This window comes from Hymenobacter psoromatis (assembly GCF_020012125.1).
Classification (GTDB): domain Bacteria; phylum Bacteroidota; class Bacteroidia; order Cytophagales; family Hymenobacteraceae; genus Hymenobacter; species Hymenobacter psoromatis.
This window is the reverse complement of the sequence record NZ_JAIFAG010000001.1, coordinates 2611311-2624176: the sequence shown is the minus strand read 5'-3', so window position 1 is coordinate 2624176 and position 12866 is coordinate 2611311. Positions and strand designations below refer to the sequence as shown.

The 12866-nt window shown below is 63.1% G+C and carries 12 protein-coding genes; 5 read left to right on the top strand and 7 right to left on the bottom strand.

The window, feature by feature from the left end; all coding sequences use genetic code 11:
* Positions 1-170: 170 nt before the first annotated feature.
* A complete protein-coding gene (locus LC531_RS11450; protein WP_223650427.1) occupies positions 171-1778 on the bottom strand; it encodes an FAD-dependent monooxygenase in 1608 nt (535 codons plus the stop codon).
* Positions 1779-1891: 113 nt separating this feature from the next.
* Between LC531_RS11450 and LC531_RS11445 the strand changes: the two genes are divergently transcribed.
* Positions 1892-2845, top strand: coding sequence for a helix-turn-helix transcriptional regulator (locus LC531_RS11445; protein WP_223650426.1), 954 nt, complete (start codon positions 1892-1894; stop codon positions 2843-2845).
* A 123-nt stretch (positions 2846-2968) separates the two neighbouring features.
* On the opposite strand, the gene LC531_RS11440 is transcribed toward LC531_RS11445, so the two are convergent.
* From LC531_RS11440 to LC531_RS11430, 3 genes are all read right to left on the bottom strand, one after another.
* Positions 2969-4294, bottom strand: coding sequence for a TolC family protein (locus LC531_RS11440; protein ID WP_223650425.1), 1326 nt, complete (start codon positions 4292-4294; stop codon positions 2969-2971).
* Positions 4295-4366: 72 nt separating this feature from the next.
* Complete coding sequence (locus LC531_RS11435) at positions 4367-7483, bottom strand: efflux RND transporter permease subunit (protein ID WP_223650424.1); 3117 nt, start codon at positions 7481-7483, stop codon at positions 4367-4369.
* A 129-nt stretch (positions 7484-7612) separates the two neighbouring features.
* Positions 7613-8680, bottom strand: coding sequence for an efflux RND transporter periplasmic adaptor subunit (locus LC531_RS11430; protein ID WP_223650423.1), 1068 nt, complete (start codon positions 8678-8680; stop codon positions 7613-7615).
* A gap of 159 nt (positions 8681-8839) precedes the next feature.
* Between LC531_RS11430 and LC531_RS11425 the strand changes: the two genes are divergently transcribed.
* Complete coding sequence (locus LC531_RS11425) at positions 8840-9226, top strand: MGMT family protein (protein ID WP_223650422.1); 387 nt, start codon at positions 8840-8842, stop codon at positions 9224-9226.
* A 389-nt stretch (positions 9227-9615) separates the two neighbouring features.
* Here the strand turns inward: LC531_RS11425 and LC531_RS11420 are convergent, their stop codons facing one another.
* On the bottom strand, positions 9616-10566 hold the full coding sequence (locus LC531_RS11420; protein ID WP_223650421.1) for a zinc-dependent peptidase: 951 nt from the start codon (positions 10564-10566) through the stop codon (positions 9616-9618).
* 108 nt (positions 10567-10674) lie between these two features.
* Here LC531_RS11420 and LC531_RS11415 point away from each other — a divergent pair, with 108 nt between their 5' ends.
* The 3 genes from LC531_RS11415 (at position 10675) to LC531_RS11405 (ending at position 12243) form a co-directional block, all read left to right on the top strand.
* On the top strand, positions 10675-11052 hold the full coding sequence (locus tag LC531_RS11415; RefSeq protein WP_223650420.1) for a hypothetical protein: 378 nt from the start codon (positions 10675-10677) through the stop codon (positions 11050-11052).
* 200 nt (positions 11053-11252) lie between these two features.
* Positions 11253-11393, top strand: a complete 141-nt coding sequence (locus LC531_RS11410) for a hypothetical protein (RefSeq protein ID WP_223650419.1) — start codon at positions 11253-11255, stop codon at positions 11391-11393.
* Between the two features lie 136 nt (positions 11394-11529).
* On the top strand, positions 11530-12243 hold the full coding sequence (locus tag LC531_RS11405) for a DUF4396 domain-containing protein (protein ID WP_223650418.1): 714 nt from the start codon (positions 11530-11532) through the stop codon (positions 12241-12243).
* Between the two features lie 131 nt (positions 12244-12374).
* On the opposite strand, the gene LC531_RS11400 is transcribed toward LC531_RS11405, so the two are convergent.
* Both LC531_RS11400 and LC531_RS11395 read right to left on the bottom strand, forming a co-directional pair.
* Complete coding sequence (locus LC531_RS11400; protein WP_223650417.1) at positions 12375-12581, bottom strand: PID-CTERM protein-sorting domain-containing protein; 207 nt, start codon at positions 12579-12581, stop codon at positions 12375-12377.
* A gap of 57 nt (positions 12582-12638) precedes the next feature.
* Positions 12639-12827 (bottom strand): T9SS type A sorting domain-containing protein, encoded by a 189-nt coding sequence (locus LC531_RS11395; protein WP_223650416.1) that lies wholly within the window; start codon positions 12825-12827, stop codon positions 12639-12641.
* Positions 12828-12866: the final 39 nt, after the last annotated feature.

The window sequence follows — 12866 nt, the reverse complement described above, 5'->3', positions numbered from 1 at the left end:
GGGGCCCTCTCAAAAAACGGAAAATATAGCACGTTAAGCGGTGCCATCCTGCTGCTTCAAACGAAATTTACCATTTCTCTGCACGAAGGCCATCCATAAGAATATCCCTTATAGGGATGCCAGCTCGCACAGCGTGCGCCTCCGGTGGCCCCAGGGACGCAGCAAAGCAGTTAGAGGCAGAGCACCTGCCGCAAGTGGGTGGCCAAGTCGGCAGCCGTGACCGTGGATGGCAGGCGAGCCGCTAGGAAGCCGTCGGGACGTACAAGCAGTGCCTCATCGGGCTGTGTTTGCGTGAGTTGTTGCCAGGCCAGGCGGGCGGTGGCTGGCAACTCCTGCACCACCAGTAATCCATCGGCCGCCGGTGAGCAGCGCGCCCGCCAGGGAGCCGCCGCGCCGCTGGCGACCAGCCCAAACCGGCCCCGGCACCCGTCGAGCGTGGAGGCCGTGTGCGCGTCGTCGAGCCAGAGATGGGGCAGGCGGGTACCGGGCTGGCCCGCCAGGGGGAGGGCGTTGGCGGGCGTGGTGAGTTGATTATCAGCCGCCAAGATGGCAGCAGAACGATAGGTATAGTCGGGCAGGCCCAGTAGCGCCAGCCCGTGCTCTTTCATCTTGGCGGGGTCAATGAAGCCGTGGGAATCAGCCATATCTCCCGAGAGGTGCGCGAAGAAGGCACCGATGGGCTGGCGCTCGGGGCTATAAGTGGCCAGCAAGGCGGGGCCGGCCTGGCCGCGCAGCACGGCGGCCAGCTTCCAGGCCAGGTTGTGCACATCCTGCACCCCGGTGGCGGCCCCTTTGCCGGCGTACGGTGTCATAGTGTGCGCTGCGTCGCCCGCCAGAAACACCCGGCCAAACTGTTCCTGTTCCACGGTGCGCACGGCCATTTCCCAGGGCAGCGCGCTCAGAATGCGGAGCGGCAGTTCGGGCAGGCCCAGCACCCGGTGCAGGAGGTCTTGGAGCACGGGTCCGGTGAAATCGGCCGGTTGTTGGCCCTTTTCGGGGTAGTAGCGCAGGTGCAGGGACCAGCGGTCCGTATTGTTAATCGCCAGCAGGAAGCCGGTTACATCGGGCTCTTGCAGCAAAAACATGCTGAACTCACGACCCCGCACCGGCTCGGTCAAATCGGCTTCGAAATACACGTTGAGGTAGTGCCCCAGACTGCCCCGGCCGCTGGTGGCGGCGTGCACGGCCCGGCGGGTGGGGCTGTTGGCCCCGTCGGCGGCCAGCAGGTAGTCGGCCGTCAGGGTGTGCTCGGTGCCGGTGGCACGGTCGCGCACGGTGGCCGTGACGCGGTCGGCATCCTGTTCGAAGTGGAGGAGTTCGTGGTAGAAGCGCAGGTCGCCCCCCCGCGCCTCGGCCGCCTGGCGCAGCACCGGCTCGGCCAGGTCCTGGGTGCAGCGGGCCCCGCTTTCGGGGCTTTGGGCGGCCAGGCGCTCGAACACGGCCAATTGACTGGGATGGGTCACGCGCTCCGCGTTGGCGGGGGGCTGGGTGGCGAGGGCTTCGGCCAGGTTAGGGCCGCGCAGCACGCCCCAGGCCAGGGCCAGGGCGCGGCCGGCCTCGCGCAGGGCCACGCTGAGGCCCAGCTCGCGGAAAATCTCCATGCTGCGCAGGTCAAGACTGCGGGACTTGGGCAGCACAGACGTGCCGGGGTGGCGCTCAATCAGCAGGTAGTCGATGCCTTGCTGGTGCAGGCACAGTGCGGCCGTGAGGCCGGCAAAGCCTCCGCCCACGATGAGCACGGGCACATGAGGCGGAAGGGGAACGGGGGAAGCGGCCATAACTTTCCGGGGAAAATGGAGTTGGGGAAACGTCCTGCAAAGGTGCTCGGCCCACGGGCGGCAGCTGGTGCACAATCGGGAGTAATTTGTACCATCTTCGTGTTGGCCTGCCTATGGAACCTGCTTCGCCCCCTCCGTTTGCCGCCGGCTTTTGCCTGCCCGAAGGCCAGGAGCAGCACGTGGTCCTGCCGCTGGCGGGCTGTCAGGGCACGGCCCGGGTAGTAGCCGTTGGGGGTGTGGTACTCAACGAAACTCGCTTCGTCGCCGAGCACCCCCCGACGCCCTGGCAGCACGTCAACGAACGCCCCGTGGTGGAACTGAGCTTTATGCTGGCGGGTACGCTGCGCCAAAGCCAGACGGGGCTGCTGCACGAGCAGCTCTACGCCCCCGGCTACCACAACTGGGTCTTCAACCCGCAGTCCCTGGAACAAAACCACCTGCTCGGCACCGGTCAGTTCCGGCTGGTGACGGTGCAGGTGCCCGTCGCCCGGATGGTGAGTCTGCTCACCGACTACGTGCCCGAACTGGCGGACATGACCGAGCACCTTACGCAAGGCTTCCCCTTCGTGCGGCACGCCTCCGCGCTGGGCCTGCCCCCCCGCCTGCGCTACCAGCTCGATACCCTCTGGCATAGCCCCGAACCCCTTGGCCTCAAGCGCCTGCACTACGAAGCCGTGGTGCTGGAACTGGTGGCCCAGCAGGCCGCCTTGTGGCTGGCCCCCGGCCCGACGACGCTGCCGCCGCTCGGAGCTCCCGAGCGCGACAAGCTGTACTACGCCCGTGCCCTATTGTTGCGCCAACTGAGCGAGCCACCTTCCGCCGCCGCACTGGCCCGCCAGTGCCAGCTCAACGAGTTCAGCTTGAAGCGCGGCTTTCGGCAGCTGTTTGGTACCAGCGTGGGAGGCTTTGTCCAGACGCAACGGCTCGAAGAGGCCCGTCATCTGCTTCTGGGTGGCGGTCAAACTGTAGCCGAAATTGCTTACCAGCTCGGCTACGCCCACCCGCAGCACTTTCATCGTGCTTTCAAAAAGCAGTTTGGTTGTACGCCCAAACAACTCACGCGTTAAGTACGCTCTTTCCTTAACATGCTATATTTTCCGTTTTCTGAGAGGGCCCCTTTTAGAAATTACGTGAAATCGTCTGTCACTGCCGCGCTGCGCTCGCAATGACAAGCGCCCCTTACCCCCTCCTCACGGCGTGAGCAGCGCCGCTAGCTGCCGCAGGGTTATCTCGGCCGACTTCGCGGCGTAGCGGTAGTTGGTCAGGCGGTAGCCGGCATCCTCGAAGCTCTGCTGGGCCAGCTTCACATCTACCAGGGTGGAGAGGCCGGCGTCGAGGCGCAGCTGCACTAGCTTCAGCAGCTGGCGGGCCGTGGTATAGCTCTGCTCGGCGATGGCCACCGACGCGAGCTGCTGCTGGTAGGCCTCCCACGCCTTGCGGGCATTCAGCTGGTAGTTTTGCTGCAAGGCGAGGCGCTGCAGCTCCGCCGTTTTAGTATTGACGCGCGCCACGTCCACCAAGCGCTTGTTCACCCCCCCCGAGTAGATGGGTAGTGCCAGGCCCAGCCCGGCATAGGGTCCGTAGCTCTGGTTGAAAAGCGTGGTACCCACCGCGTTCTGGTTACGGGCAAAGTTGCTGCCCGCGTTCAGGCCGATGGCGGGGTAGCGATTAGCGCGGGCTACGCGCTCCAGCAGCTCATTCACGCGCACCTGGCGGTCAGCAGCCAGCAGGGCGGGGTTGCGCCCAAGTGAGGCTTCTATGTCGGCCCAGCGCAGCTGGCGGTCCACCGGAATGGAGTCCTCCACCGCGATGGGCGTATCCAAGTTCAGGGTGAGGGCGCGCAGCAGGTCGGCAATGGCCTGGCGGGCGGCCAAGGCCTGCTGCTGCTGGGTCTCGAGCTGCGCGTTGAGGTCGAGCTGGGCCTGAAACTTATCGGCATTATTGGCCAGGCCCACCGCCTGGCGGGCCTCAATAAGGCGCAGCTTCTGGCGCGACACCTCCGTGGAGGCCTCCAGCGTGCGGATATAGCGCTGCTGCTGCACCACGGCGTAGTACTTCAGGCTCACGTCGGCCAGCACGTTCTGCACCGTTGAGTTGAGCTGCAACTCGCTGATATTCTGCAGCTCATCGAGCCGCCGCCGGTTGGCCACCACGTAGCCGCCATTATAGAGCAGGTAGGTGCCCGCCAGGCCCGTCGTGTACTGCGTGCTGCGCGCCCCGGTAGCGGTGCGCGGGTCGCCGGTGTTAAACTTCTGCTGGGTATTGTTGATAACTACGTTATTACTGGCGTTCAGGGCCAAATTGGGCAGGCCGCCCGCGAAGCCCAGCGTATTTTGCAGGCGCTGCACCTCTATCGCGTTTTGCCCAATCTGCAAATCGAGGCTGTTTTTAAGGGCCGTTTGCAGGGCCTCGTGCAGTGTGAGCACGGGTGCGGGCGGGTCGGCCGCCGTGGCGGGTGAGGGCACGGTAGGCGGGGGGGTAGGCGCTTGCTGGGCTAAGCTGAACAGGCTTATCAAGAGCGCTAACAAACTAAGTAATACGGATTTCATGAATGCGTAACGGTGTTTTGGCGTGGGGGTGAGATGCCCCTACGCGGCTACTTCGGCCGGCTCGGGGGTAGGCACGGCTGCCTCGCCCACTGCCACCGGCTGGCGCTCCTTGGCAATAAAGGTATAGATGGCCGGAATGACCAACAGCGTGAGTACCAGCGAGAACAGAATGCCGCCCACGATAACGATACCCAGCGGCTTGCGGCTAGTACTGGCCGCGCCCAAGCTCAGGGCGATGGGTAGGGCACCGAGCGCGGTGGCCAGCGAGGTCATCAAAATGGGGCGCAGGCGCTGCTGGGCGGCCAGGCGCACGGCCTCGCGCAGGGGCAGGCCGGCGTCGCGCTGGTGGTTGGCAAACTCCACGATGAGGATGCCGTTCTTGGTCACGAGGCCGATGAGCATAATCATCCCGATTTGCGAGAAGATGTTGAGCGTCTGGTTCATTGCCCACAGGCTGAGTAGCGCGCCGGCCAGCGCCAGCGGCACCGTAATGAGAATAATGAGCGGGTCGCGGAAGCTCTCGAACTGCGCCGCCAGCAGCAAATAAATCAGCACCAGAGCCAGCACAAAGGCAAACGTAGTGTTGCCCGCGCTTTCGGCAAAGTCGCGCGACGAGCCGGTGAGGGCCGTTTGAAAAACGCTGGGGTCCAGCACTTTATCGGCAATGGCTTGCATGGCCTTCACGCCGTCGCCCACGGTTTTACCTTCGGCCAGTTGCGCCGAGATGGTAGCCGCCTTGAAGCGGTTGAAGTGGTAGAGTGTGCTGGGGTTCGAGTTTTCGACCTGGTGCACCACCGCCGACAGCGGAATGCTTTCGCCCCGGCTGTTGGTGACGTAGAGGCGGGTGATGTCGTTGGGTGCGCTGCGGGAGTTGCGGTCTACCTGGCCGATGACCTGGTACTGCCGACCATCGCGCAGGAAATACGCCATGCGCCGGCCCCCAAACGCGCCCTGCACGGCGGCTACCACGTCTTGCGTAGTCAGGCCCAAGTCTCTGATTTTGAGTCGGTCAAACGTTAGCTGCACCTCGGGCTTATTGAATTTGAGGTTAGCATCCACGTTCTGGAAAGTCGGGTCTTGCCGGGCGGCGGCCAGGAAGCGGGGTAGGGCTTCCTTGATGCTGTTGAGGTCGGTAGTTTGCAGCACAAACTGCACGGGTACGCTACTCTTCGAGCCCGAACCCACGGCAATGGTCTGCTCCTGCACCACAAAAATGCGGGCGTCGTTGAAGCGCTTGGTGGCTTTGGTCAGGTACTTAGCTATCTGGTCCTGAGTGCGCTTGCGCTCATCGGGCGGCACCAGGCCGGCGCGCACCTGCGAGGTGTTGGCGCTGCCGCCGGCGGGCGTGCGCGAAAAAACAAAGTCATTCTCGGGCACTGAGTCGTTCACGAAAGCCGCCACCTGGTCGCTGATTTTCTCCATCGCGCTAAAGCTCGTGCCCTCCGGGCCGGTTAGCACCAGGCGCACGCTGCTGCGGTCTTCGAGCGGGGCCAGCTCAGTCGGAATGCCTTTGCCAATAAAGAAAATGATGCCCGCGCAGGCGGCCACCACCAACCAGGCCAGCCCGCGCACCCGCAGAAACTTGCCCACAACGCGCCCGTACCAGCTTTCCATGCCCTGGAAGAACGGCTCGGTCCGGTCGTACAGCTTGCCGTGGCCGCTGCCGCCTCCCTTGCCACTTTCGCGGTGCAGCACCACGTTGAGCACCGGCGTAATGGTGAGCGACACGAACGCCGAAATCAGTACCGCGCCCGCTACCACTACCCCAAACTCGCGGAACAAGCGCCCCGTGAAGCCTTCCAGAAAAATGACGGGTAGGAACACCACCGCCAGCGTGAGGGAGGTGGCGATAACGGCGAAGAAAATCTCCTTACTACCCTCGCGCGCCGCGTCCTTGATGTTCATGCCCTCTTCGAGCTTACGGAAGATATTCTCCGTCACCACAATACCGTCGTCCACCACCAGGCCGGTGGCCAATACAATGCCCAGCAGCGTCAGAATATTGATGGTGAAGCCCGCCAGGTACATCACGAAAAACGTGGCAATCAGCGAAATCGGAATGTCGATGAGCGGGCGCAGGGCCGTGAGCCAGTTGCGGAAGAAGAAGAAAATAACCAGCACCACCAGCCCGAAGGAAATAGCCAGGGTTTCCATCACTTCGTCAATCGAGTTGCGCACAATCTTGGTGTTGTCCACAATTACCCGCATCTCAATGTCGGACTTATTCTCCTTCTGCACCTCGGCCAAGCGCTTATTAAATTCGTCGGCAATCTGCACGTAGTTGGTGCCCGGCTGCGGCACAATGGCCAGGCCCACGGCGTAGGAGCCGTTCAGCTTCCAGCTTTGCTCATAGTTTTCGGGGCCCAATACCACCCGCGCCACGTCGCCGAGGCGCACAATTCCCTTAGAATCTTCGCGCAGAATCAGGTTGCGAAACTGCGCCTCGGTGGTGAAGCGCGCCATTGTGCGGATGGTCAGCTCGGTGTTGCCGCCGTAGATTTTGCCGGCCGGCACCTCCACATTTTCGGCGTTCAGGGCCGCCTGCACGTTGGTGAACGACACCTGGAAGGCGTCCATCTTGGCCGGGTCGAGCCACAGGCGCATGGCGTAGCGCTGCTGCCCGAAGATGTTGATGGACGACACCCCGTTGATGGTCTGGAAGCGCTGCTGCAGGTTGTTCTCGGCAAAGTCGCTGAGGTCCATCAGGCTTTTAGTGTGGCTCTGCACGGCCAGAATGAGGATAAAGTCGGAGTTGGCGTCCGACTTCGACACCACCGGCGGGGCGTCAATATCCTGCGGCAGTGAGCGCACGCCCTGGCCCACCTTGTCGCGCACATCCGAGGCCGCAGCCTCCAAATCAACCCCCAAGTTAAACTCAACTGTGATGTTGCTGCTGCCCAGCGACGAGCTGCTGGTAATCGACTTAATACCCGGAATGCCGTTAATCTGCTTTTCCAGCGGCTCCGTTATCTGGTTCTCAATCACGTCGGCGTTAGCGCCGGTGTAGGCGGTATTGACGCTGATAATCGGCGGGTCGATGGCCGGGTAGTCGCGCAGGGCCAGAAACGCAAACCCTACCCCCCCGAAAAGCAGCAGGAGCAGGTTGAGCACCGTCGCCAGCACGGGCCGTTTAAGGGATAATTCTGAAATATTCATGCTTTAAATTATAAAACACCGTAAAAAGAACGTCATGCAGACCGAAGGGAAGTATCTCGCTCACCTCATCGAACGATTGGATTAGTACCGCACGCGAGATGCTTTCCTTCACTCTGCATGACGTTCTTTTTAATCCGCGGATTTCGCCTGCCGCACCTTCACCGGCTTGCCCGGCTGGGTGAATAAAACGCCGTTGGTTACCACCGAGTCGCCGGCCACGAGGCCGCTCACGATGGCAATCTGGTCCTGCTGGCGGTCGCCGGTGCGCACGTCGCGCATCGTGGCCTTGCCGTGTTGAACCACCACTACTTGGTCCGACTTATCACCGGGCATGATGGCGTTGGTGGGCAGCAGCACGCGGCGGCTGGCCGCGCCCGTGGGCACGCTCACGCGAGCAAAAGCGCCGGGGCTGGCCAGAGCGCCGGCCGGCAGCTGGGCGCGCACGGTCTTGTTGCGGGTGGTTTGGTTGACCTGGCTTTCCTGCGCGATAACCGTGGCCGGGTAGCGGCGCGGCGGGTTGCCGGCGAGCTGCACCGTCACCACCGAGCCGGGGTGTATCAGGCCGCCGTTAGCTTCGGGCAGCGTAAAATCGACCTTGAGCTTGGTGTCGGCCTGGAGGGTAGCGATGATGGTAGCGGGCGTGACGTAGGCACCGGGGCTCACCTGGCGCAGGCCCATAATGCCGGTGAAGGGCGCCCGAATGACGGTTTTGGCCAGCATAGCCTGGGTGTAGGCGGCATCGGCCTGGTTGCTGCGCACCTGGCTCACGGCCAGGTCGTAGTCGGCCTGGTTCACGCCCTGCACCTTCAGTAGCTTTTCGAGGCGGTCTTGCGAAAGGCGCGATACCTGTAGCAAGGCGTTGGTTTTTTGCAGATTAGCCTGCAAGTCGGCGTCGTTGATGCGGGCAATGATGGTTCCCTTGGGCACGCGGTGGCCCTCGGGTACGTGGAGGAAGGTGAGCCGGCCGCTCACCTCGGGGTGCAGCTCCACGTAGTCGTTGGCCACTACCGCGCCGTTGGCCTCGATAGAATCAGTTATGGCCGTGGGCCGGGCCACCAGCACATCGACCAGGGCGGGGCCGTTATCCTTTTTGCCGCCCTTGCCGCCTTTGGCGTCGTCGGGTTTGGCATGGCAGCCGGCCAGCAGGGCCAGCGCGGTGCTGGCGATGAAGAGCGGGGCCGCAGAAAAAAAACGCATAAACGGAATAAGGTGATACCCAGCAGCCAGCGCGCCTAAACGCGGGGTGGCCAGGTGGAAGGCAATCAACAGCGAGCCCAAAGGTCGGGTTCAGTGCGCGGGCGCAATGACGCGCCGCCCGGCCCGCGGGTTGCGCCGCCGGCCCCGTATTTTTAGCCCATGAAGAAGCCCGCCGCCCTGCCGCCCCCTACCCCCCCCGCCGCGCGCAACTACTTTGCCGACGTGCACGAGGTAGTGCGCCTGGTGCCGCCGGGCCGCATCACCAGCTATGGGGCCATCGCGCATTACCTGGGCGCCCGGCACGGCTCGCGGGCCGTGGGCTACGCCCTCATGGCTTCTAACCTCGACGCTGCTACCCACCAAAAAGAAGCGCCCGTGCCCGCCCACCGGGTCGTTAACCGGCTGGGGCAGCTCACGGGGCGGCACCATTTCCCTACCCCCTCCGCCATGCAGGAACGCCTCGAAGCCGAAGGCGTGCGCGTGGAAGAGGACGTGGTGGTGGAATTCAAGCAGTTGTACTGGGACCCGAGCGTGGAGCTGGGGTAATTTAAATCATCACTCTTAAAAAATAAATAAGGCCGTCAGACCGTCAGGCTTCGACAAGCGGACGCCAGCTGAGGATGACGGCCTTATTTGCGTTTCTCCTTATTGTTATTACTTACCCGCTGCTACCCCCGGCGCGGCCAGCGCCACGGTTTTGGAGTTCACGGTAATCTCGGCCAAGCGCTGGGCCACGGCGGGCGTCATGCTTTCCTGGTAGCGGCCGTGCAGGTACTGGGCGCACCCGCCAGGGCCAGCAGCAGCCAGGCAGCAGTTGTTTTCAGGGGCTAAAAGAGGTTGATTTTCAGCCGTTAAGGTAACGAAATGCCGGTTGAGTTTATTCTTTTTAGCAGAAAAAGTTGGATGCTGAGCCGTGTCTAAACTCGCCTACCCCCCTACGCCGCCTGCGCTAAGTGGCAGTCCTTGTACTTTTTGCCACTCCCGCAGGGGCAGGGCGAGTTGCGGCCCAGCGTCTGCTTCTTGGCGCGCAGCTGGCGCAGCCACTGGCGCGGGTCGAGGCGGCCGGGGCGGGGGGCGTAGGTTTGCTCGGGGTGTTGGTGCAGGGCCTGGCTGAGTAGGTCGAACAACTCGGGGTGGTATTCTTTTAACTTTTCGGGGCGCTCAAAAAAATACTCGTTCACCACGGCAAAAAACTCGGCCTCGTTGGTGCCCGCGTAGGCATCAATCTCGGAGTGGCCGGCCCGGATGGCGGCCAGCTCGCGTTGCATTACCTCGGCCCAGACCGGGCGCAGAGCGGGGGGTAGGCCGGCGGCCGGAATACCGTCAATCTGCCCATCGGCCTCGTCCACGAGGTGCGCAAACTCGTGCACGCCTACGTTGTGCCGGTCCTCGGCATCAGCGAAGCCTTGCACCAGCGCGGCGCGGCTCAGGCGCATGTACTGCGAGGTCTGGAAGCGCTGCACCGAGCCCAGCAGCGTGCCTTGCAGCGGCTGCACCTCCTGCTCGGACTTGGTTTCGAGCTGCCAGGCATCGGGCACTATCAGCACTTCGTGCAGGGTAGGGTACTCCCAATAAGGAAAGCCAAACACCGGAATGACGGCCGAGGCCGCCGTGAGTACCCGCGTGAGGTCATCTACTTCGGTCTGGATGCCGGTGAGGCGCGTGCGGGCCAGAAATAGCTGCATAGCCTGCTCGAAGCGCGTGTGCCCGGCCGCATCGAGGCCATCGTAAAAGGCCACGTTTTCGGTTAATAGCGTGCGCCAGGCGGGCGGGAAGGGGGTAGCGAGCGCGGCGCGGGCGCGGCGGCCATCGGCGGTGAGGTAGCGGTAGAAAACCGCCAGCAAGACCAACATCGTGAGCAACGTCAGCGCGAGGGGGAGAGACATGACCGCCTTAACGGCCCCCTGGCCCCGGTGGTTGGGCTGGGCGTTTGCCTTTTCGTGCGCAAATTTGTAGCCTTTCCTCTTCCATTCGACTTTCCCCTGCCTGCCCCGATGAACGCCGCCGACCTGAACGCCGCCCTGCTGGCCCTGATTGAAAAGAAAGCCGAGCTGCACACGCTCACCTACGACGACGCCCGCTACGATGACGTGGAGGAGTCGCTGCACGACCTCGAAGACGATTTTAACGACGACTACGGAACCGACCTGGAGGAAGCGCTCGAAAAAGTGCACCTCGACCTCAAATCCGATACCGACGTGCTGCTGCCCACTGCCTACCTGCCCGCCACCGACACCCCCCAGAAAGAGGACGGCGTCTGGGTCGATTCGGAAAAATACCCTGGCCGCGTGCGCCTCGTGTTGCGCGCCAATCCGCCCCGCTTCATCCTCACTACCAGCAAAGGCCAGGAGCACGAGCTGTGGAAGGCGTAGTCTGATAAAGAAGTAGGGTGCGGGGCTTGCCCCCGCCCGGCGTTGAACGAAGCTTATGCGAATCGTTTAACGCCGGGCGGGGGCAAGCCCCGCACCCTACTTCTTTCGCACCTTGCGAAGCAATAACAAATTAGCTACCCTAGTACGGGCCAAGCTCAGGCAACCGTTGGCGGCAAACGGATATCTTAGCCGAAGCAGCCTTGCTTCGGTCAGCCGGCCCTACCCCTGCCCATGCGCCTTGCTACCCGCTCGCTCGCTCCGCCGACGGCCTGTGCGTGCTGGCTCCCTTGGATATCGGCCAGGCCGCTTTCGACTTCGTGCAGACTCACCAGCGGCGGTAGGGTAGGGGGCCGGGCGGTGCACAATTTTGGCCGCTAAAGTATAACATTGGGATAGTTGGCGCGCCCGCCCCGCAACGGGGCGGCCAGGCGCGTAACAGGCCGTAAAGACAGCGCTTATGCCCGGCCCCGCGTTGTTATGCTCCATACCGTTGCCCTTATTTCCCTGCTTGTTGCGGGGCTGTGCGTCGTCATTATCGGCGTTGACATCCTGGCCGGCCACCGGCAAAAAATGTGGATTATGAACTACGTCTGGCTACTTACTCCGCTCTACTCCGGCGTGGTGGGCCTGTACGCCTACTACAAGCTGGGCCGCCCTATGAGCCACCCGCCGGGCCAAAAGCCCATGCAAATGGACCAAGGCGACTCCAAGCCGACGCACGCTAAAGCGGCTGGGAAGCCCCCCAAACCCTTCTGGCAGAGCGTGGTGGTGGGCGCGCTGCACTGCGGCAGCGGCTGCACGCTGGGCGATATCGCGGTGGAAACCTGCGTGCTGTTCGTACCGGTCAGCTTGTTCGGGCGTGCCATTTTTGGGGCTTGGGCGCTCGACTTTCTGGTGGCTTTTCTCTTCGGCATTGCCTTTCAGTACTTCACCATTAAGCCCATGAAAAACCTCTCGCCGGCCGAGGGGCTCCGGGCGGCTATCAAGGCCGATGCGCTTTCGCTAACCGCCTGGCAGGTGGGCATGTACGGCTGGATGGCCATTGCCACCTTCGTTATTTTCAAGCACGAGCTGAAGGCCAACGACCCGGTGTTCTGGTTTATGATGCAGCTGGCGATGCTGGCGGGCTTCCTCACGGCCTACCCCGTCAACTGGTGGCTGATTAAGACCAAGGTAAAGGAGGTGATGTAGCGGCAGAGGGGCGGCCAGCTGCCCCGCCCTGGTTGGCGCAACACAAAAAAGGCCGGCTCCCTGGGGTGGGAGCCGGCTTTTTCACTTTAGAAGCGGCTAGCAGAGTTGGTTTATAGCTTATAGAAATCAGGCTAAGCGGCCTTGCGGCGCTTTTGGCGCAGGCGGCGCAGGCCGTAGGCCACGCTGCCGGCCAGCAGCAGCGAGGCCCCGCCATCGATGGGCACGGCCGTGGGGGGTAGGGGGTTGGTGGTGGGTGGGCCGGTAGTAGGCGGGCCGCTTTGGGCCTGGGCCGCACCCACGGCTAGTAGCAGGGCGGCGGCTAGGAGAAGGTTTTTCATGAGACGAAAAGAAGGGAAAAGTGCGCCGAAGCCAACGGCCCCGGCGCGGATTTCAGGTTATTCAATGGTCAGGCGCTTGGTCACGGTGGTGTCGCCGGCGTGCAGGCGCACCAGGTATATCCCCGTAGCCAGCCCGGCCGTGGGCAGCGTGAGCGTGGTGCCGGATGCGGGCAGCGCGGCCGACTGGGCCGCCTCGGGCCTGGCGCTGGCCCGGCAGCTGCGCGCGCAGGGCAGCCCGCCGTTCATCTTCCTCACCGCCTACTCCGACCTGGGCACCATCCGGCA